This is a genomic window from Chryseobacterium metallicongregator (assembly GCF_031324065.1).
Lineage (GTDB): Bacteria > Bacteroidota > Bacteroidia > Flavobacteriales > Weeksellaceae > Chryseobacterium > Chryseobacterium metallicongregator.
The window spans coordinates 478,521-499,395 of record NZ_JAVIXS010000006.1 but is presented as its reverse complement, the minus strand read 5'-3'; the positions used below and the strand labels follow the sequence as shown (position 1 = coordinate 499,395).

At 36.3% G+C, this 20,875-nt stretch carries 18 protein-coding genes; 12 read left to right on the top strand and 6 right to left on the bottom strand.

Annotation, left to right across the window (positions count from 1 at the left end; all coding sequences use genetic code 11):
* Positions 1–24 precede the first annotated feature (24 nt).
* The 4 genes from REB14_RS10770 to REB14_RS10755 form a co-directional block, all read right to left on the bottom strand.
* On the bottom strand, positions 25–888 hold the full coding sequence (locus REB14_RS10770; RefSeq protein WP_079242717.1) for a DUF58 domain-containing protein: 864 nt from the start codon (positions 886–888) through the stop codon (positions 25–27).
* Positions 889–941: 53 nt separating this feature from the next.
* Positions 942–1,400 carry a GNAT family N-acetyltransferase gene (locus REB14_RS10765; RefSeq protein ID WP_079242718.1) on the bottom strand — a complete coding sequence of 153 codons (459 nt, stop codon included), beginning with the start codon at positions 1,398–1,400 and terminating at the stop codon, positions 942–944.
* The gene (locus REB14_RS10760) at positions 1,400–2,404 is read right to left on the bottom strand and encodes an AAA family ATPase (protein ID WP_309522164.1); all 1,005 of its coding nucleotides are present in this window, start codon (positions 2,402–2,404) and stop codon (positions 1,400–1,402) included. Before REB14_RS10760 ends, REB14_RS10765 begins: the two co-directional genes overlap by 1 nt.
* A 264-nt stretch (positions 2,405–2,668) precedes the next feature.
* A complete protein-coding gene (locus tag REB14_RS10755; protein ID WP_309522163.1) occupies positions 2,669–3,976 on the bottom strand; it encodes a hypothetical protein in 1,308 nt (435 codons plus the stop codon).
* Positions 3,977–4,194: 218 nt separating this feature from the next.
* Here REB14_RS10755 and REB14_RS10750 point away from each other — a divergent pair, with 218 nt between their 5' ends.
* From REB14_RS10750 to REB14_RS10715, 8 genes are all read left to right on the top strand, one after another.
* Positions 4,195–5,529: a peptide-N-glycosidase F-related protein gene (locus tag REB14_RS10750; RefSeq protein WP_309522162.1), complete on the top strand. Its 1,335-nt coding sequence runs from the start codon at positions 4,195–4,197 to the stop codon at positions 5,527–5,529.
* A gap of 250 nt (positions 5,530–5,779) precedes the next feature.
* Positions 5,780–6,253: a DinB family protein gene (locus tag REB14_RS10745; protein ID WP_079242721.1), complete on the top strand. Its 474-nt coding sequence runs from the start codon at positions 5,780–5,782 to the stop codon at positions 6,251–6,253.
* Positions 6,254–6,367: 114 nt separating this feature from the next.
* A complete protein-coding gene (gene rlmB / locus REB14_RS10740) occupies positions 6,368–7,117 on the top strand; it encodes a 23S rRNA (guanosine(2251)-2'-O)-methyltransferase RlmB (RefSeq protein WP_079242722.1) in 750 nt (249 codons plus the stop codon).
* 3 nt (positions 7,118–7,120) lie between these two features.
* Positions 7,121–8,239: a serine hydrolase domain-containing protein gene (locus tag REB14_RS10735; protein WP_309522161.1), complete on the top strand. Its 1,119-nt coding sequence runs from the start codon at positions 7,121–7,123 to the stop codon at positions 8,237–8,239.
* A 14-nt stretch (positions 8,240–8,253) separates the two neighbouring features.
* Positions 8,254–9,303 (top strand): DUF6263 family protein, encoded by a 1,050-nt coding sequence (locus tag REB14_RS10730; RefSeq protein WP_079242724.1) that lies wholly within the window; start codon positions 8,254–8,256, stop codon positions 9,301–9,303.
* A 62-nt stretch (positions 9,304–9,365) separates the two neighbouring features.
* Positions 9,366–9,596, top strand: a complete 231-nt coding sequence (locus REB14_RS10725) for a hypothetical protein (RefSeq protein ID WP_079242725.1) — start codon at positions 9,366–9,368, stop codon at positions 9,594–9,596.
* Positions 9,597–9,627: 31 nt separating this feature from the next.
* Entirely contained in the window at positions 9,628–12,168 is a 2,541-nt protein-coding gene (locus REB14_RS10720; RefSeq protein WP_309522160.1) for a YfhO family protein, read from the top strand.
* A 90-nt stretch (positions 12,169–12,258) separates the two neighbouring features.
* Positions 12,259–13,551 (top strand): glycosyltransferase family protein, encoded by a 1,293-nt coding sequence (locus tag REB14_RS10715; RefSeq protein WP_309522159.1) that lies wholly within the window; start codon positions 12,259–12,261, stop codon positions 13,549–13,551.
* Positions 13,552–13,620: 69 nt separating this feature from the next.
* Here the strand turns inward: REB14_RS10715 and REB14_RS10710 are convergent, their stop codons facing one another.
* The gene (locus tag REB14_RS10710) at positions 13,621–14,262 is read right to left on the bottom strand and encodes a hypothetical protein (protein WP_309522158.1); all 642 of its coding nucleotides are present in this window, start codon (positions 14,260–14,262) and stop codon (positions 13,621–13,623) included.
* A gap of 131 nt (positions 14,263–14,393) precedes the next feature.
* On the opposite strand from REB14_RS10710, the gene REB14_RS10705 reads away from it, so the two are divergent.
* Entirely contained in the window at positions 14,394–15,359 is a 966-nt protein-coding gene (locus REB14_RS10705; protein WP_079242729.1) for a YpdA family putative bacillithiol disulfide reductase, read from the top strand.
* Between the two features lie 92 nt (positions 15,360–15,451).
* Here the strand turns inward: REB14_RS10705 and REB14_RS10700 are convergent, their stop codons facing one another.
* Entirely contained in the window at positions 15,452–16,633 is a 1,182-nt protein-coding gene (locus REB14_RS10700; RefSeq protein WP_079242730.1) for an MFS transporter, read from the bottom strand.
* 306 nt (positions 16,634–16,939) lie between these two features.
* Between REB14_RS10700 and REB14_RS10695 the strand changes: the two genes are divergently transcribed.
* The 3 genes from REB14_RS10695 (at position 16,940) to REB14_RS10685 (ending at position 20,744) form a co-directional block, all read left to right on the top strand.
* Positions 16,940–17,818 (top strand): helix-turn-helix domain-containing protein, encoded by an 879-nt coding sequence (locus REB14_RS10695; RefSeq protein WP_309522157.1) that lies wholly within the window; start codon positions 16,940–16,942, stop codon positions 17,816–17,818.
* 89 nt (positions 17,819–17,907) lie between these two features.
* A complete protein-coding gene (locus REB14_RS10690; protein ID WP_309522156.1) occupies positions 17,908–19,836 on the top strand; it encodes an oleate hydratase in 1,929 nt (642 codons plus the stop codon).
* Positions 19,837–19,847: 11 nt separating this feature from the next.
* Positions 19,848–20,744, top strand: coding sequence for a 3-hydroxyacyl-CoA dehydrogenase (locus REB14_RS10685; protein WP_079243967.1), 897 nt, complete (start codon positions 19,848–19,850; stop codon positions 20,742–20,744).
* Positions 20,745–20,875 lie beyond the last annotated feature (131 nt).

Here is a 20,875-nt window from a genome sequence, read left to right as displayed (position 1 = left end):
TTTAGTTACGAGCTCAGCCCGATGTTATTTTTTCTGAAAGTAATTATACAATAATTTTGAATAATCTGAGCCTGTATTAATATTCATAAAACTGGCAGAGCTATTGGCAAAATCTTCTTCCAGAGCTCTCAGTTTTTGTTTTTGAGCTTCAGCGAAGGTGTAGCGCCACCTTGCACTGGAAGTATTGGCCCATATTTCTTTTCCGGTTTCCACATCCATTAAACGGGCATAGCCTACATCAGGAATCTCATTATCTTTTTCATCATAAATCCTCATTCCCAACAGCTGGTGTTTTTTTGAAGCTACTCTCAGCATTTTGGAATCATATGCATCTTCAAAATCTGAAAACAGAAAAACCAGAGATTTCCTTTTGAAAATCCCCATCATATATTCCATTGCCTTATCTATTTTAGATTCTGCCGGAACATAATCTGCTGTGAGAATATTGCTGATAATAGAAAGAATATGTTTTCTCCCTTTTTGTGGAGGAATGACTTTATACACTTTATCGGCAAACAAGATCAATCCTACTTTATCATTATTGCCAGCGGCTGAAAATCCTAAACTGGCAGCAATCTCGGCTACATATTCTCTTTTCAGCTGAACTTTTGTTCCATAATCCATGGAAGCAGAAATATCTACAAGAATCATCATAGTAAGTTCCCTTTCTTCTTCCATTACTTTTACGAATGGCTCACGGAAACGTGCGGTTTTATTCCAATCGATTCTTCTTATCTCATCTCCAAACTGATAGGGACGAACTTCCGAGAAAGTCATACCCTGCCCTTTAAAGGCGCTGTGATATTGCCCCATTAAAGCAGCCTCCGTCTTTTTTCTGGTACGGATTTCAATCTGCTTTACTTTTTTTACAATATCTTTTATCTGCATAGACGAGTTCAAGGTTTAAAATTCAAAGTTTAATGTTGAGTATGGGTTTCTGGTTAATCTTTAAACTCAATGGATACGTTCGACCACTCATTGTCAAACTTTGTGTTGTATTTTTTATAAAAATTGATGGCAGGCTCATTCCAGTTTAATACCTGGAATACCATTCCACTGTAATTATTGCTTTTACCATATTCCAGTGTTGCATCAAATAATTTCTTTCCAATCTGCTTTCCTCTCAATCTTTCTGTTACAACAAGATCTTCAAGATATAGCCTTCTTCCTTTCCATGTTGAATATCTGTCATAATACAGGGATATTCCAACTATTTCACCTTCATATTCTGCCACGAAAGCTCCCCACACAGGAGAAGTTCCGAAACCATCCTGAATAAAATCATCCAAAGTCACGGTTACTTCGTGCAGCGCCTTTTCATATTCCGCCAGTTCTTTAATTAAATTAAGCATGGAAGAACAGTCTTCCAGAACAGCTTTTCTTATGATTACATCACTCATTATGGTGCCTGGATTTTTGCTAAAATTCTATTGATAATTTCTTCTGTTGAAATCTCTTCTGCTTCAGCTTCAAAGGTTAAGCCCATTCTGTGCCTCAATACATCTTTTGCCAATGCTTTTACATCTTCCGGAATGACAAATGCTCTTCCTTTTAAAAACGCATAGGCTCTTGAAGCAATAGCAAGGTTAATGGATGCTCTTGGAGAAGCTCCGAAACTGATATAACTTTTAAGTTCAGAAAGCCCATAATTTTCCGGATAACGTGTTGCAAACACCATATCCAGGATATATTTTTCAATTTTCTCGTCGAGATAAATCTGATTGATCAGTTCTTTTGCATCTACAATATCCTGAAGAGAGATTACAGGTTTTACCGTTGGCTGATGCGAAGTTGAAACCATTCTCATCACCTGTCTTTCATCCTCAAAAGCAGGATAATCTATAGTACATTTCAACATAAAGCGGTCGCTTTGTGCTTCAGGTAGCAGATAAGTTCCTTCCTGATCAATCGGGTTTTGTGTTGCCAATACCAGGAATGGTTTTGGAAGCTTCATTGTTTCATCACCAATCGTCACCTGTTTTTCCTGCATAACCTCCAGAAGCGCTGACTGTACTTTTGCCGGTGCACGGTTGATCTCATCTGCCAAAACAAAGTTTGCAAATACAGGTCCTTTTTTTATAGAGAAATCATTGTCTTTGATATTAAAGATCATAGTTCCTACTACATCTGCAGGAAGTAAATCCGGTGTAAACTGAATCCTTGAGAAATCTCCATGAACAGCATCAGCCAGTGTTTTTATCGCTAAGGTTTTAGCCAACCCTGGTACCCCTTCAAGAAGAACGTGACCATTCCCCAAAAGCCCTACCAAAAGACGGTCTACCATGTATTCCTGTCCAATAATAACTTTGTTGATTTCCTGTCTCAGAAGAGAAAATAAGTAGTTTTTTTCTTTTACTTTTTCCGTCAATTGGCGGATATCTTCAGCTTGATATATCTCTGACATAGCTTGGTTTAAAATAAGTGGTAAATTTCTGATAAATACTTGCATTAATCAACATAATAAATGCCATTTTTGAGTTAAAGTTTGTTAAAAATCCGGCATTGACAAGATATTTAAAGCTATAACGCTGAATTTCTTATGTATAAACAAATTCAAAAATTCAAATTAAAGCAAGCTATATCTCTATTTTCACTATCATTCACAAAAAATGTCACAAAATTATTTTTGCAACATTTTTATTTTAATCAGAAACTTGATTATTTAATTTTAAAGCTTAGTTATTGTAATGGTGAATATATTTTCAGGAGCATCAGTAGTATCTTCATACGCTCCGACATTTATAAAATATTCTGTTCCAGATACTGTGGTAATGGTAAGCGTTTCCGCAGCACCTCCGCCACCATTGTCTACGGTTCCGGTACATGACAAATTACTACAGCTGCCACTATACACGCCTATCTGCGGATCATAGCTACTACCAGAAGGCATTGTCGCTTTAATGGTATACTGACTTCCATCACCAGTAAACTTAAACCAGGTACCATCATTCATTCCTGTATCTCCATTACTTGTACATACACTTATATTTCCTGTGTTATTGGTTGTAGATACAGCGTCATTCTGAGTGTAACTGTAAGGAAATACGGATACCGTCAACGCTCCCGCACATGCATCGTTTACAGGTATTGGGGGAACAGTTTTAAAAACAAGTTCAGAACATCCTGAAGATTCTGTATTCCCGGAAACTGATGTTACTTTTAAATAATAAGTTGTTCCGGCTGTAAGTGCTGTGGAAGGGGTAAAGCTATTTCCTGAAACGGTCTGCTGATTAATAATATCAGAGCTTCCTGAACTTGTTCCCAACGAAACTTTATAGGATGTAGCCCCTGAAGCCGGAAGCCAGTTGAAATTGGGAGTTAAAGAAATATTCTGAGTATTATTTACCGGATAAACAACAAAAGGACATGCCGGTCCGGCACTTGGTGTAAGGCCTGAAATGGTAACCGACGATTTATAATCCGCCCTGATTCCTCCCGGAGGAGATGCAATATCCACTACTGCACGATCTCCTTTATAATACAGCGTTGAGTAAGGGATATGAGGGTAGACATGAAAAGCTTCATCAAAATTATTGATATCGATATTCGGAGAATTCTCTTTTGCTGCAATAACCAGATTATCAACATTATTATAAGCAAATGGTGTTGTAAAAACAACTTCAACTTTATTATTGTTCTTGGTTACAGCTCCTGTGAACACCTGAGTCAACTGTGCAGTAGGAATCCAGTCTGTACCGGAAGCAAAGGCTGTTTTTGATGTATGTCCGAGATATACGGTCCAGTTTGAAGATTCAGTAATTGTAGAGGAAGGATCCACATAAAATGTAAGTCCAGTAATATTGCCTGCAGCATTGGCATTAACTTCCTGCTTAGGATATATCTGCTGTACATAAGAATAGGAAAAAAAACTGCTTACAGGAGCAACACCAACATTTGGGCTCCCAATATTGATATTGATTTGGGCGTTCATTACCTCCACTACAAAAAACAAAGCTAAAAGTAAAATTCTTTTCATTATTAATAACATTAATCTGGTATATCATGCTAATTTAATAATAAATACTTTGATTCTAGCAATAAAAAAAATATTTCATCATACAATTTAACACAAACATATATTAAAACCAAAAACAATCAACAATCAACAATAAAATAACCACAAAACATAAAAATAAAATAAACTAAAGGTAATTTTGATATACATTTCATATATTTACACTAAACATCCATAACATGTATAAAAGACTACTCTTTTTCAGTTTTTTCATTACCCATCTCGTTTTCGCCCAAACGACAATGACAAATATAATTTCAGATGCTGTCTATTATGACGGTTATGCAGCTACAGTATCCAACCCTGTTCCTGCAGGTTTAACCAGACTGACGAATGCCAGGTATACAAGAAAACTCACTGATGCAGAATTAGATGCTTTTAAAGCCAAAATTGCGATGCGTGTAACCATTGCCCCATTGTGTGATAATTATGACCGTCTTGGGGAAGTCTTTTTGGCTATGGTTCCTAAAAACCAAGCTACTTATACAATCAATGACGCTAATGTCAAAAGAATTGAAATAGGCAGATATATTACTCCTTTCATGAATAAAAACAGAACTCCTTCAGAAGTTCCTTACACTTATGATGTCAGCAATTTATACAGCATATTTCATGATACAGCATTGCGTGCCATGTATGATCTTTATATGGAATTGGATGTTTTCGGGGTTCCTTACGCAGCTCAAACCCAGGTTTCAGGCTGTGCAAACAGAATTGATGTTTTTTCGGGAACTCTTACCTTTTTCTCAACGGATACAGGAGCAACCCCTACAGACACCAACAGCATTGCACCTATATTAAGTTATAACACCCTTAATAACTATAACAGCACCGATATTGCCGGAGAAACCGTTAGAATTGTCACTTTTAATCTTCCAAACCCTATTACCAATGCCCGCTTCTTTGTAATATCTACTCCTCATGGCGCCAACAGTGGCGGTGAAGAATATATCAGAAGACAAAACTACACCTATATAGATGATGTACAAGTACTCACCTATACTCCCGGAGGTATTTCATGTGAACCGTACCGTGTATACAATACTCAAGGAAACGGAATCTATGGTTCTACTCCTAAAACTTTTGCTGACTGGACCTCATGGAATAACTGGTGTCCCGGAAATTCTGTTCCTATCAGAGAATTTACATTACCCAACTTAACTGCAGGCAATCATACTTTGAAACACACAATTCCAACAGCAGTTTTCAATCAACAGCAGGGATATGTCATGTTATCAGTTTATATGCAGGGGAAAAGCAATACAGCTTTGAATGTAAAAGAGATCAAAACAGTAGATGTGAATATTTACCCCAACCCTACTTCTGACTTTGCCAATGTAAAATCAAAAGTAGAGGTCAGCTCAATAAGTCTTTTCAATATAGAAGGAAGAAAACTTTCCGAAACTTACAAAGAGAACAGAATAGATCTTTCCTCATACAGCACAGGAGTCTATTTTTTACATATTGTTTTAAAAGACGGAACTACCTTTAAACACAAAATCATAAAAAAATAACTTCGACACATCTTTGAAATAAAACAATAAAAACCCTCTCTGAAACTTCACTCAGGAGGGTTTTTCTATTGATCATCATATAAAATTAAATGTAAAAAAACATTCTGATATCAATAAAAACCAATTAAAAAAACAACCTTAATTCACTCTTTTTTCCAATAGTTAAAAAATTTTAACTTTAATCCTCTAGTCAAAAAAATTGTCATTTTCAGTTTATTAAACTATTTTTGGTGATTAAAAATTTTGCAAAATGAATTATCATTTTCAAGCACACAGACAAGTAAGAAAGAACCTTTTAGATATCCTTCAGAATACATCTCATGAAGATTTGATTCTGATTCCGGATGGTTTCAACAACAATATTTACTGGAATATTGCACATACCGTTGCTACACAGCAGCTATTGCATTATTACCTGAGCGGAAATCCGTTCCGTATCGACAAATATTGGATTGAAACTTACAAGAAAGGAACTTTACCCAACTTAGATGTTCAAAAATCTGAAGTGGAAGATTTAGAATTTTTGCTTACAGAAACTTCAAAGATTTTAATGAAGGATTATGACAGTGATTTCTTCTCAGATTACACTCCTTACACCACAAGTTTCGGAATGGATCTGAAAAGCATCCAGGATGCCATTATCTTTAACAATATGCACGAAAGCCTTCACTACGGATATGTGATGGCGCAGAAAAGAGCAATTTTAGGAGAGAAAGGGAGATAGTGAATCTTGCTGTGCAAATCAATGGTCAAATGTGAATATATGCACATCAGAATTGACTTACAGCGTAAAATTCACGATTGACAATTCACTCTATAACTATATAATAAATTTTCAATGAAAGACGATTTTATTTTCGGGCTGCGTCCCGTGATTGAAGCAATTGAAGCGGGAAAAACGATTGACAAGATCTTTGTGCAAAATGCACTTCAGGGTCCTATTTATGCTGAATTAAAAGCCATTTTAGCGAAAAATAAAATCCGTCCCAACTATGTTCCGGTTGAAAAACTGAACCGTTTTACAAGAAAAAACCATCAGGGTGTGGTAGCTTTTATTTCGGATGTACCGTTTCATAAAGTGGAGGATATTGTTCCACAATTATTTGAACAGGGAAAAACACCTTTTCTTTTGATTCTGGACAGACTTACTGATGTAAGAAACTTCGGAGCCATCTGCAGAACGGCAGAATGCGTAGGTGTTGATGCTATAATCATTCCGGAAAAGGGTGCGGCTCCTATTAACTCTGATGCGATAAAAACTTCTGCAGGTGCTATTTACAATATTAAAATATGTAAGGAAAATAACCTGGCTCATGCTGTGGATTTTCTTCAGCAAAGTGGAATTTCCGTATATGCAGCCAGTGAAAAAGCTCAGAAATTAATCTATGATGTTAATATGACTGAGCCATGTGCTATCGTTATGGGAAATGAAGAAACCGGAATTTCTAAAGAAGTATTACATCATGCTGATGAAAAAATAAAACTTCCTATTGAAGGAAAAACTCAATCCCTGAATGTTTCTGTAGCATGTGGAGCGATTTTGTATGAAGCGGTAAGACAGAAAATGTCCGTGGTACCTAATCCATAAACCATGAAAATACAATCACTTTTACCATTATTTTTTGTGCCGTTAGTTTTTAATGCACAGACGAAAAATGTAGCTACAGACAACCGTCTTACGACTGATCTTGATAAGATGGTTCAGAAAGAAGCTCTCGCTTATATGCAGAATCCTGCCCGTGTAGGACTTTCAATAGGTGTTTTTAAAAATGGTAAAAGTTATTTCTATAATTATGGTACAACGGAAATAGGAAAATCAGAACTTCCAACATCCAAAAGCCTGTACGAGATTGCTTCCATTACCAAAACTTTTACCGGAACACTTCTGGCTCAAGCTTTAGTAGACGGAAAAATTAAAATGGATGATGATATCCGGAAATATATAGGAAATTATCCTAATCTTGAATTTGAAAAGCACCCGATAACGATCGGTAATCTAACCAATCATTCATCAGGATTGCCACAGTTTCTGCCGGATCAGTCTGAAACATTCAAAAAAACAATGGACTCTGTTGCTATGGCACTGTCTGATTTTTATAAAAACTATTCAAAGAAAAACTTTTATGAAGATCTTCATCAGGCCAAAGTGGATTTTGTACCCGGAACAGAGTATAAGTATTCCAATGTAGGAACACAGATTGCCGGGGATGTCCTTGAAAAAGTATATCATAAAAGCTATGAAAACCTGCTTTCAGAGTATATTACAAAGCCACTGAAAATGAATCATACCATTATTGGTACGAATTCTGCACAGCTATTGACTCGTTATAACGAAAAAGGAAAGGTAATGCCCAGAAATTTCACTACAATCTTTGCTCCTGCAGGAGGAATTTTGTCCACTACGGAGGATCTGGTGAAATACATACAGTATCATCTGGATGAGAATAATAAATATGTGAAAGCATCCCATACTCCTTTTGTAAAAAGTAAAGGAGATGCTATTGGATTATATTGGAGATTGTACACCTATGAAGATGGTACCCAAACCATTTATCATACTGGAGGTACATTTGGCTTTTCAAGTGTGCTTCAGATTTATCCGTCAAAAAACATGGGAGTGGTAGTACTTTCCAATGAATCTGATGGAGAATCTCAGGGGAAGCTGCACGATATCGCAGATAATTTATTAAGAAATAGTAGTAAAAAATAAAGTTAAAAAATCAAATGAAGAACATTGCAGCGCTTGCGCTTATATCATCAATAGCCCTTGTATCTTGTAAAAAAGAAACAGCAAAAATAACGAAAGTAGATCCTAAAACCGGAAAAACAGTAACTGTAGAAGTTCCTGCTGATTCTGTAGCAAAAGTTTCAGAAAACCCTGCAATCAAAGATTCTGCGGGTGTGATTACACAGACTTTTAAACTTGAAAAAGGAAAAACATATCCTCTTACCACTTACCAGAGAGATGTAAAAACGATGACGGATCCTCAGGGGAAATCTATCACAGCAACAAGTGAGTCTACAGATGAAATGAATTTTGTAGTAGATGATATTAAAGGAAATGTATATGAAATGACCCTTAACCTTGTAGCAAAGAGAAATTCTCAGTCTGCACAGGGAAAAACGGTGGTAGTAGATACCAAGCTTCCTCTTCCTAAAGAAGACGATCTTAAAATGATCTGGAATGTAAACAAAGCACTTACCGGAAACAAACTTCAGATGAAGATGGATACAAAAGGGAATGTAATTTCTATTACAGGATTTGATGCTGTTTACACGAAAGTAGGTAATGCAGTAGGTACGCTTATCAAAGATGCCAATGAAAAAGCAAGCGTAGTAGCAAGTCTTAAACAATCATTCAACGAAAAGGTATTGAAAGATCAGTTCCACAAAAATCTGATGATTATTCCTAAAAAAGGAGTAAAAATGGGAGAAAAGTGGTCAACTTCTGAGAATGCAGACCCAAGCGGAAGCGTAAAAGTAACATCTAATTATGTACTGAAAAGCCTAGGAAACGGAGCTGCAGAAATTGCAGTAACCGGAGGTATTCCTAAGAAAACCGAAAAGAAAGCTCAGGGACCAATCACGCACAGCCTGAGCAGTGAACTGGTTCAGAACGGAACCATTAAGTTTGATGAAAGCACAGGATGGATTACCAACCAGAATATCAACGTAAAAACAACTCAGATAGAAACCATTTCAGATGGAAAACAATCTCAGTCTATGAAAAGCGTTTCCAATTCTTCGGTAATGGTAAACCCATCTGCTAAATAACTGAAGTAAACATTCAGGGTTTACAATATACTTTAAACCCTGAACTTTAAATTTTTTAAATTATGAAGTACATTCTTGAGTTAGTACTCACTGCCATTATTATTTTCTTTGTCTGGAATATTCTGAAAAGAATTTTCTTTAAGACATTTTACAGCTATCGTTTCAATAATGATAACCAGAATAACAGACAGCAGGACCTACACAACTCGAATAAGAATAACCAACAAAACCTTAAGTGGGATGCAGAAACTGTAGACTACGAAGAGGTGAAAGAGAGTAAGGACAAAAGGTAAAAATTCCAAGAAATAAAAGATAATAACCAGCATGGCAAAAAATAAAAACTTAATTTATATTGCAGCTTCATTAGTAGTATTTATAGTTTTAGCATTTTTATATTCCACTCCTGTATTTTCAGGAAAACAGCTTTTCCAGCACGATATTGTGCAGTACAGAGGAGGAGCAAAAGAACTGCTCGACTATAGAGCCAATACCGGAAATGAAACCTATTGGAGTGATTCCATGTTTGGAGGAATGCCGACTTATCAGATGGGAAGCCAGTTCAAAGGTGACATCATCAAAAAAATCGACAGCAATCTGAATTTCCTGCCAAGGCCGGTTAATTATCTCTTCCTGCTATTTGCAGGTTTTTTCCTTTTGGGAATGGTAGTGGTCAGAAACTGGAAATATGCTCTTTTAGGGGCCACTTTCTTCGGGCTTTCAACCTATTTTTATATTATTATTGCAGCCGGACATAATGGTAAAGTCAATACCATTGAATATTTTGCCCCGTTGCTGGCCGGTATTTTACTGGTGTATATCAGAAAACAATACATCTGGGGGTTCATTGTCACTACCCTTTTTATGGGTCTTCAAATTGCTGCCAACCACCCACAGATGACCTATTATCTGTTCATTGCGTTAGGATTCTTATTCCTTTCTGAACTGATCAGAGCTATCCAGAAAAAAACACCGATGAAGCATTTCCTTATTTCATCAGGAATTATCGCAGCATCATGTATTATTGGAGTTGGAATGAATTCACAAAGAATCATGGCTAATTCTGAATATGTAAAAGAAACCGTTCGTGGAAAACAAATTTTAAATAACGACAGCCATACTTCAGGAAAATCCGGAATGGACAAGGAGAGTATGCTAATGTGGAGCTATGGGCAACTGGAAACTTTAAACCTTTTTATTCCGAGATTAATGGGTGGAGGAAGCCAGGAACCTGAAGGAAAAGAAATCATGAACAGAGTTCAGGAACTGGTTCAGGAAAATGTAGGCTCACAAGCTGAAATGGATAGAATTTCCAAAGGTTTCAGCGGGGTAACCTACTGGGGAGACCAACCGGGTACATCAGGACCTGCTTATCAGGGAGCTATTGTATGTTTCCTTGCCTTATTAGGATTCTTTTTTGCTTCGAAAAAATATCGTTACTGGATTTTGGGAGCTTCCATCCTGACTATTTTACTGGCTTGGGGAAGTAACTTTATGCCGTTATCCGATTTCTTTATTGATTACGTACCGTTCTATAATAAATTCAGAGCTCCTTCTTCAATCTTAGTTGTAATAGAATTGTTATTCCCATTAATTGCCATTCTGGGATTATACAGATTCTTTACAGATGAGAAACTGACCGAAGAATACAAACAAAAGACCCTTCTTTATGTAGGAGGTGGAACGTTAGGATTTTTATTGATTCTTTTAATCTTTGGAAAGTCATTATTAGGCTTTGCTACAGAAAGTGAAAAGACCTACTTCCCTCCTTTCTTACTTGATTATCTTGTAGATGAAAGATATAAACTATTCAGAATAGATGCCATAAAAGCATTCATTTATGTGGCGATTACTGCTGCTGCATTATTCTTAACTTTAAAGAAAAAGCTGAACCAGAATATTGCTTTGGTAGTGATTGGACTTGTAAGTTTATTCGACCTCTGGACGGTAAACAAACGTTATCTGAATGACGAAAACTATGTAGATAAAATCTTCGCAGAAAATCCTTTCCAGACAGAAAGCTCAGACCTGTTGGCTGAAAAAGTGCAGGAAAATCCAAATCTGGAGTCTATTTTATCCAATGTCAACATCAACAAAACATTGGAAACTATCGCTGAAAAAGATAAAACGCACTACAGAATTTACAACCAGACATTGGGAGTAACCAGCGAAACCAATACCTCATACTTTAAGGCTTCCATTGGAGGCTATCACGCTGTAAAATTAAGAAGATACGATGATGTATTGAATGAGTACATCAATAGTATTGACAGTGTAAAAACACCTAATGTATTAAATTTACTGAATGCAAAATACATGGTTTTCGGAGGTCCTGAGCAGCCACAGGTTGTTCCTAATCCTAAAGCCAACGGAAATGCATGGTTTGTAAGTGATTTAAAATTTGTAGATACTCCTAATCAGGAAATTAAAGCTATCGGAAGTATTGACAACAAAAAAACGGCTGTCATTGCTTCATCTGACAAATCATATTTTGATAACAAACCTGTTCAGGCAGATTCTACAGCATTTATCACTCTTACAAAATACCAGCCTAACGAACTTGAATTTAAATCTCAGTCTAAGACTCCTCAATTGGCTGTATTCTCTGAAGTGTATTATCCTCACGGATGGAAAGTATTGGTAGACGAAAAAGAAGTTCCGTACATCAAAGCAGATTACTTACTTCGTGCAGTACATGTTCCGGCAGGAAATCACCATATCAGAATGGTTTTTGAACCTGAAGTGATTGAAAAAGGAAAATGGCTTTCGCTTCTTTCATTCGGATTATTTATCCTGTTGGCTGCATTTGGAATTTTCTGGATGAATAAAAACAAGAAAAAAGAAATTGTAGCAGAACAAAAAGCTTAAATAGTATAATAAGGTTTTTAAATAATATTACGAATGTTATTCTTCACTACGCTTCTGCTTCGTTCAGAATGACATAGGAATCAATTAAAAATGGAACAGAAGAAAATATTGATTATCACCTATTACTGGCCTCCTGCGGGAGGTCCTGGTGTTCAAAGATGGCTGAAGTTTGCAAAATATCTACCTGATTTTGGTTGGAAACCGATCATCTATACTCCGGAAAATCCAAGCTATCCATTGCTGGACGAAACATTGATGAAAGATGTTCCGGAAAACATCGAGATGGTAAGAACCAAAATCTGGGAACCTTATCAGCTTGCTGAAAAACTGAATAAAAGCAATAAAAAATTCAAAGCAGGACAATTTGATGTAGGTAAAAATCAAAGCTGGAAATCCAAACTTTCGATTTGGGTAAGAGGTAATTTTTTCATTCCTGATGCCAGAGTTTTTTGGGTAAAACCATCCGTTACATTTCTGGAAAAATACCTGAAAGAAAATAAAATAGATACAATCGTTACTTCCGGCCCACCTCACTCACTTCATCTGATTGGTTTGGGACTTAAAAGCAAAATGCCAGATCTGAAATGGATTGCCGATTTCCGTGATCCATGGACAGAAATTTCTTATTATAAGCATCTGAAATTAACCAAAAGTTCAGATAAAAAACATCGTCAATTGGAAAGTTCTGTATTTAAGAATGCAAATATCACTTTGGCTACAAGTTATACTGATGCTGAAAATTTCAGAAAAGCAGGAGCTAATGCAGTTTGTATCACGAATGGATTTGATGAAAGTGATTCAGGCAAAAAAGAGGAAAGACAAAAGAGTGAAAACAAATTCACCTTAAGCTATATCGGGGTTTTGGAACAGTTGAGAAATCCTGAAAATCTATGGAAAGTACTCGACGAATTGGTGAAAGAAAATTCTGAATTTGCAGCTGATTTTAAGCTGAAATTTGTAGGAAGAATAGATGATAAAATCCTTCAGACTATAGAAAATTCAAGTCTGAAAGATCATATTCTGAATCTTGGGTATCTGGCTCATGGGAAAGCTGTAGAAGAAATGCAAAACTCAGATATTCTTCTTATCACTAATTTCCCGAATGATTCTTCAAAAGGTATCATCCCTGGAAAAATATTTGAATATCTGGCTTCAGGAAAACAGATTCTGTCTTTCGGTCCGGATAAAGCGGATGCAGCAAAAATTCTGGAAGAAACGCAGGCAGGAAAACATTTTAATTATCAGGATGCAGAAACTATCAAAAAGTTTATTCTTGAAAAATATGAGCTGTGGAAAAATGACAGCCTTCTTGAAAACACCCAGCATATTGAACAATTCTCAAGAAAAAATCTTACTCAGCAACTGACTGAAGTTTTGAAATAAAAAGAGAGAGGAAGTTAGAAGCTGGAAGTTTATTCCATTTCCCTGCTTCTAACTTCTAAATTCTAGCTTTTATATTGTCCATTGGTCATTCACAACAGCAATCAGATAATATTTACCCTGAAATTCTTCAAATACAAAACGAACGGTTTTCCAATCCATTTCGCTATATTTTTCGGTTCCTTTGATATAATTTTCGGTGAAATCAGCTTTAGGATAAATCTCTTTTAAATTATTCAGAGAATTCCCTCCACCTATAAATTTATTCAGTGAATATTGTGATGTTGTAAAATCTTTAGAAAACACCCACTTACCAAGATAATCATTGATTGTTGCTTTATAAGGATCCCCTGAACCGTCATGTGCGCCCCAGGTAAACAAGGTTTTGGTAGGCTGATATTTTTCAAAATCTGCTTTAGAAAAATGTTTATCTTCCTTCAGATTAACAAAAGCATACATTGAAAACCGGATTCCTTTTTCCGGATGAATCAAGGATGCAAAAGTTGTATAATCTTTAGCTTTCAGCGCTTTCGAAACCTCATCATTGGTTTGCTTTAAAACCGCTTCTTTATTAGGATTATTCTGAATGGTGTCTGTAGTGGCTGTTTTATTTTGTGCAATGGAATCTATTTCACTGGGAACAGGTTTCCCTACTTCTTTCTTACAGGCAACAACAATACTCATAGCGAAAACCGCAATCAATAATTTTTTCATATTTTACATTTTGAAATTGGTAAAAAACACCAAAACTGATGCCAAGCAGTAAATGATGTAAAGAGATAAAGACTATGAGACTTGATGGGTTTTGCCTTCTCATTTTAAAAATTACATCGTACATTTGTTAGATGGAAATGTTGGATATTCTGATTATCGGGGCCGGCCCCATCGGTTTGAACTGTGCCCTTGAAGCTCAAAAAAACAATCTCAGTCATATAATTATAGAAAAAGGAACTATTGTCAATTCACTATACAATTACCCTTTATATATGCGTTTCTTCTCTACTGCAGAAAAACTGGAAATTGACGAAGTGCCATTTATTTCTACTGCTCCAAAGCCTGGAAGACAGGAAGCTCTGGAATATTATCAGGGCATTACAAGACAAAAAAATCTGAATATCAATCTTTATGAAAGAGTTTTGAATGTCCTGAAAAAGGATGAAATATTTGAGATCAAAACTACCAAAGCAATCTATCAGGCTAAAAATGTAGTTATTGCTACCGGATTCTATGATATTCCCAATCTCATGAATATCCGAGGCGAAAATCTTCCAAAAGTTAAGCATTATTATACAGAACCTTATCCATATGCAAAACAGAAAATTGTTGTTGTAGGATCAAGCAATTCGGCTGTAGATGCAGCATTAGAAACCTACAGAAAAGGAGCTGAAGTAACCATGATTGTCCGTCATGCTGAGATTTCAAAAAGTGTAAAATATTGGGTAAAGCCAGATATAGAAAACAGAATTGCAGAAGGCAGCATTAAGGCTCATTTTAATGCAGAAATGATCGAAATTAAAGAAAATTCTGTGATTTTTAAAGATGAGAAAGGAGAAACACACGAAGTTGAAAATGATTTCGTACTGGCTATGACGGGTTATCTTCCGGATTTTGATTTTCTTAGAAATTCAGGGATTGAACTTCATGGAGATTGTATGAATCCTTTTTACCATCCTGAAACCATGGAAACCAATATTTCTAATCTCTATCTTGCAGGAGTAGTTTGCGGAGGAAAAGACACTCACCTCTGGTTCATTGAAAATTCCAGGGTTCATGCGAATATGATCATCAATTCGATTATTTCAAAATTTTAATCGTAAACGACTAAGATATATTAAAAAGGCTTCGGGCAATTTCTACGAAATTGCCCGAAGCCTTTTATTTTAAAATTCATCAATCAAAACCATTATATCATCTCTTCTTCAGCTTTATTTTTATCTTTAAGCATCCACGGAATGATAAAATAAAAACCAATGGCAATAAATACGGCAAGCAGTCCGGTTCCGATCCATAATACATTGAATCCTAATTTTTCGGCAATGAGTGTTCCTATATAAGGTGTAATGATAAATGCAATGGAAAATGATATCCCGTTCAATCCCATGTAAGCCCCTTTATTGTGCTCTCCCGAGCGTAATGCTGTAATTGTAGACATAAATGGAAGTGTCCATATTTCTCCTACACAAAGTAAGGTCATAGACAGCACAAGGGTAATCATACTGTAATCAAACGCCAGCATTGCATAGGAAATACCACACAGGAAAGTCCCGAACAGCATTGTAAAAGCTAAAGTAAAATATTTCTCAGCGATTTGTACCAGTCCCATTTCAAGCAGTACGATCAGAAAACCGCTATATCCCAAGATATATCCAATGTTTTGCTGACTTAAATGTGCTGTATCCTTATAAAATATCGTCAGAGTACTGAACAACTGGAAGAAACATATGGAAAACAACATACAGAATACACAGTAAATCAAAAATTTACCATCGCGGTAAGGCGAACTTTCTTTTTTAATAATGATAACTTCTTTTACTTTTTTCGCTTTCTCTTTCGCCAGTCTTGCACGGTCTTTGAAGAACCAGATATACATCAATCCCGCCAGCAAAGCAGCTAGTGCATTACTGAAAAACAGAAATTCATAAGAAATAGCTGACAAAATACCACCCAGCGCAGGACCAATTGAAAACCCAAGATTTACAGCCATACGGTTTAGAGAGAAAGCTCGGGTGATATTTTCAGGTTTTGCATATTTGGTAATTGCCACGGAGTTTGCCGGACGGAAAGTTTCACTTACAATACTTTGGGCTAAAATAATTCCTGCCAGGCCAGCTTCCGTTGTAAAAAGCGGAATTAAACAAAATAAAGGAACACTGAGCAATAAACTCAGACTCTGTACCCTATATTCCCCTATTTTATCCGTAATCATTCCTCCCAGCCAGGATCCGATAACGGAACCTATCCCGAAAAAGCTCAGTACAATTCCTGAATTTTCAATACTGAAATGTAAATGATTGGTCATATAAACTCCCAAAAACGGAAGCACCATAGAACCGGCTCTGTTGATGAGCATTACCAACGCCAGCATCCAACTCTCTTGCGAGAGTCCTTTAAAAGAACTCGTATATACGTTAATTAGTTTCACAATAATATTTTGGAGGGGAAATTCGAAAGTGCAAAATTAGATAAAAATAACCCAAAAACCCTTGTTTAAACCCTGTTTTTATAAATAAAGTCTATAAAAACAGATCATCATCTGTATCCTTAAAAAAACATTTTTTTTTACTATATAAAACTCTAAGAGCTTTATAAAAATCGTAAATTGCAGTAACAACAGGTATTTTGAGCTAAAAAAGACTCTAAAACATAATAAAAACTTAACCAATACGTAAGAATGATAACCTACGAAAATTTGCATGATACCCTATCTTTTTACAGTATTGACTGCCGCCAATCTTATTATATTTCTTCAGGAAAACCCATTTTTGAATTTCCCAAAGCGCCTTTCAGAATGGATTATTATGCACTCTGCATTTGTACCGCAGGAGAAATCAATATTGAGATAGACCGTCAGAAATATAAAGTGGATGTTCACAGTTTTTTGATGGCGGCTCCTTCCACCATTGTAAAGTTTGGAAAAACCAGCGATGATTTTACGATGAAACTGTTGTTTTTTGACAAGAATTTTCTGATTAAAAATATCTCTAATCCTTTCATCATCGAGAAAATGAATCTTTTTTCCAAAGGTTCGTACAGCATTGTAAAAACGTCTGCAAAAAATTCTTCGCAGCTGCAAAATCTTCTGGATTATCTTGATAAAAAATCGAAGAAACAGGGAAAATTTACAGAAGAAATTATCCGTACCATTATTTTCAATCTGTTGTTGGAGACGGCTGAGATTATGGAACATCAAAACACATCAAATCCGGCAAAAGAAGAAGGAAAAAAAGATCTTTATCTGAAGTTCAGTAAGTTGATCAGAGAAAATATCAACAGGGAACGAACCGTTCAGTTTTATGCAGACCAGCTCCATGTTTCCAATAAATACCTAATAGAAATCATAAAAAAAGCAAGCGGAAAAACACCTCATGAAGTGATTGATGAAGCCTTACTGAAAGAAGCTTATGTCATGCTCGGAAATCCTGATATAACGATTTCTGAAATTGCATTTGAGCTACAGTTTAATTCCGCTTCGGCATTCGGCCGTTTCTTTAAAAAACATACTACGCTTTCCCCTTCAGAATACAGGATTAAAGAAAATATTCAGTCATGAGAATTTGGGGATAATAATTCTGAACTTGGGGATATATATTGCTTTGTGAATAGAGCTACCTTTATACTGTTAATTAAAAACAATACAAAATGAGTACGATCAATTCAAAATTCGACAAAGTTTTAAATGCCTCTGAGCAGTTTGGAAAAGTGAACCACGAACCGGATTCAAGTAAAGAAGTTCAGATTAACACTCCTGAAAAAACTATGCCTTTCTCCGACCAGATCGGAAACTATCAACGTAATAAAGGAATTCCTTTACAGTCTTACGAAAACAGTAAAATCTATATTGTAGGAAGCGGAATTGCCGGCATGTCTGCCGCTTATTATTTTATCCGTGACGGCCGTGTACCGGGCAAAAACATTATTTTCCTTGACCAGCTGAATGTTGAAGGCGGATCTCTGGATGGAGCCGGTAATGCAAAAGATGGTTACATCATCCGTGGGGGTAGAGAAATGGATATGACTTATGAAAATTTATGGGATATGTTCCAGGATATTCCTGCTCTGGAGCTACCTGCACCCTACAGTGTCTTGGATGAATACCGCCTTGTTAATGACAACGACCCAAATTATTCTAAAGCAAGACTAATCCACAACCAGGGACAAATTAAAGATTTCAGCAAATTCGGTTTGGAGAAAAAAGATCAGCTGGCAATTGTAAAATTGCTGTTAAAGAAAAAAGAAGAGCTGGACGATCTTACCATTGAAGATTATTTTTCTGAATCATTCCTCAACAGTAATTTCTGGTTCTTCTGGCGTTCTATGTTTGCCTTCGAAAACTGGCACAGCTTACTGGAATTGAAACTGTACATGCACAGATTCCTTCATGCTATTGACGGAATGAAAGACTTCTCATGCCTGGTTTTCCCAAAATACAACCAATATGATACCTATGTAACACCACTCAAAAACTTCCTGGTAGAAAAAGGGGTACAAATCCAGTTTAATACTTTGGTAAAAGATCTTGACATTCACATCAATACAGAAGGAAAAACAGTAGAAGGTATTATTACAGAACAGAACGGAGAGGAAGTAAGAATTCCAGTGGGTAAAGAAGATTACGTTATCGTGACTACCGGATCAATGACTGAAAGTACTTTCTACGGCGACAACAATACCGTTCCTGAAGTGACAATAGATAACAGCAATGCCGGACAAAGTGCAGGATGGAAGTTATGGAAAAACCTGGCTGCAAAATCTGAAGTATTCGGAAAACCTGAAAAATTCTGTAGCCATATTGAAAAATCTTCATGGGAATCTGCTACATTAACCTGTCGTCCTTCTGCTTTTACAGAAAAACTGAAAGAACTGTGTGTAAATGATCCTTATTCAGGAAGAACAGCTACAGGTGGTATTATTACCATTACAGACTCTAATTGGGTGATGAGCTTTACCTGCAACAGACAGCCTCACTTCCCTACCCAGCCGGATGATATCCTTGTTGTTTGGGTATATGCTTTACTGATGGACAAAGAAGGTAATTATATTAAAAAACCAATGCCTCAGTGTACCGGAAACGAGATTCTTGCCGAGCTGTGTTATCACCTTGGAATGACTGATCAACTGGATAATGTCATAGAAAACACCATTGTACGTACAGCATTCATGCCTTACATCACTTCTATGTTTATGCCGAGAGCGATGGGAGACCGTCCGAGAGTAGTTCCTGAAGGATGTACCAACTTAGGCCTTGTAGGGCAGTTTGTAGAAACCAATAATGATGTTGTCTTCACTATGGAAAGCTCTGTGAGAACGGCGAGAATAGCTGTTTACAACCTTCTTAATCTCAACAAACAAGTTCCGGATATCAATCCGTTACAATATGACATCCGACATTTATTAAAAGCTACCCAGGCTTTGAATGACTATAAGCCTTTCTTAGGAGAAGGAATTTTAAGAAAAATATTAAAAGGAACTTATTTTGAACACATCCTTGTAAACCGTCCGGAAGAAAAAGAAGAACACGAGTCTTTCTTAACCAGATTTCAGGAATGGGTAAAAGGAGTAAAAGACTAAAAATAAATCTCATGGATTTTAAAAATATAACGATAGCAGGAAGTGGTGTATTGGGATATCAGATCGCCTTCCAGACTGCCTATCACGGTTTCAACGTTACCGTATATGATATCAATGATGAAGTATTGGAAAAAGCCAAAGGTAAATTCACTGCGTTAAGTGAAGCTTACCAGCAAGATTTGGGAGCAACAAAGGAACAACTTGATGCCACATTTAAAAATATCAATTATTCATCAGACCTTGCTGAAGCGGTGAAAGATGCCGATCTTTTGATAGAAGCAGTTCCTGAAGATCCGACTATCAAAACGGAATTCTACCATAAGCTGGCACAGGCAGCCCCTGAAAAAACAGTATTCGCAACGAACTCTTCTACGCTTCTTCCAAGCCAGTTTGCTGAAGATACAGGCAGACCGGAGAAATTTGTAGCCCTTCATTTTGCCAATGAAATCTGGAAGCATAATACCGGAGAAGTGATGCGTCACCCTGGAACTTCGCAGGAAGTATTTAATTCAGTTATCCAATTTGCAAAAGATATTGGAATGGTAGCATTACCTATTCAGAAGGAACAACCTGGATATATTGTCAATTCACTATTGGTTCCTTTGCTTGGTGCAGCTGTCAATCTTTGGGTTGATGAAGTATCAGATATAGAAACAATTGATAAGACATGGATGGTAGCTACAGGAGCACCTGCAGGACCTTTTGGTATTCTGGATGTTGTGGGAATTACAACGGCATATAATATCAATAAAATGGAAGCTGAAGAAACTCAGGACCCATTAAAGATCAAAGCTGTAGAAAAATTAAAAGAAGATTATATTGCCAAAGGAAAACTGGGAGTACTGACCGGGGAAGGATTTTATAAATATCCCAATCCTTCATATCGCGACAAAGATTTTCTGAAATAGAATCTTATACTTCAGATTTTAAACTATTAAGAAAGCAGGCCTTATTATAGGTTCTGCTTTTTGTTTAAGATTGATTCTCTTCTAAAATATCTGTTGGAAAACGCAAAGGCGCAAAATAATTTTTCCGAAAC

What these genes read in the sequence shown, in the direction of transcription:
- REB14_RS10755 (WP_309522163.1), bottom strand. Translation starts at nt 3,976, where the DNA reads ATGAAAAGAATTTTACTTTTAGCTTTGTTTTTTGTAGTGGAGGTAATG.
- REB14_RS10705 (WP_079242729.1), top strand. Translation starts at nt 14,394, where the DNA reads ATGGAAATGTTGGATATTCTGATTATCGGGGCCGGCCCCATCGGTTTG.
- REB14_RS10720 (WP_309522160.1), top strand. Translation starts at nt 9,628, where the DNA reads ATGGCAAAAAATAAAAACTTAATTTATATTGCAGCTTCATTAGTAGTA.
- REB14_RS10685 (WP_079243967.1), top strand. Translation starts at nt 19,848, where the DNA reads ATGGATTTTAAAAATATAACGATAGCAGGAAGTGGTGTATTGGGATAT.
- REB14_RS10770 (WP_079242717.1), bottom strand. Translation starts at nt 888, where the DNA reads ATGCAGATAAAAGATATTGTAAAAAAAGTAAAGCAGATTGAAATCCGT.
- REB14_RS10735 (WP_309522161.1), top strand. Translation starts at nt 7,121, where the DNA reads ATGAAAATACAATCACTTTTACCATTATTTTTTGTGCCGTTAGTTTTT.
- REB14_RS10765 (WP_079242718.1), bottom strand. Translation starts at nt 1,400, where the DNA reads ATGAGTGATGTAATCATAAGAAAAGCTGTTCTGGAAGACTGTTCTTCC.
- REB14_RS10700 (WP_079242730.1), bottom strand. Translation starts at nt 16,633, where the DNA reads ATGCTGGCGTTGGTAATGCTCATCAACAGAGCCGGTTCTATGGTGCTT.
- REB14_RS10725 (WP_079242725.1), top strand. Translation starts at nt 9,366, where the DNA reads ATGAAGTACATTCTTGAGTTAGTACTCACTGCCATTATTATTTTCTTT.
- REB14_RS10695 (WP_309522157.1), top strand. Translation starts at nt 16,940, where the DNA reads ATGATAACCTACGAAAATTTGCATGATACCCTATCTTTTTACAGTATT.
- REB14_RS10710 (WP_309522158.1), bottom strand. Translation starts at nt 14,262, where the DNA reads ATGAAAAAATTATTGATTGCGGTTTTCGCTATGAGTATTGTTGTTGCC.
- REB14_RS10745 (WP_079242721.1), top strand. Translation starts at nt 5,780, where the DNA reads ATGAATTATCATTTTCAAGCACACAGACAAGTAAGAAAGAACCTTTTA.
- REB14_RS10715 (WP_309522159.1), top strand. Translation starts at nt 12,259, where the DNA reads ATGGAACAGAAGAAAATATTGATTATCACCTATTACTGGCCTCCTGCG.
- REB14_RS10730 (WP_079242724.1), top strand. Translation starts at nt 8,254, where the DNA reads ATGAAGAACATTGCAGCGCTTGCGCTTATATCATCAATAGCCCTTGTA.
- rlmB (WP_079242722.1), top strand. Translation starts at nt 6,368, where the DNA reads ATGAAAGACGATTTTATTTTCGGGCTGCGTCCCGTGATTGAAGCAATT.
- REB14_RS10750 (WP_309522162.1), top strand. Translation starts at nt 4,195, where the DNA reads ATGTATAAAAGACTACTCTTTTTCAGTTTTTTCATTACCCATCTCGTT.
- REB14_RS10760 (WP_309522164.1), bottom strand. Translation starts at nt 2,404, where the DNA reads ATGTCAGAGATATATCAAGCTGAAGATATCCGCCAATTGACGGAAAAA.
- REB14_RS10690 (WP_309522156.1), top strand. Translation starts at nt 17,908, where the DNA reads ATGAGTACGATCAATTCAAAATTCGACAAAGTTTTAAATGCCTCTGAG.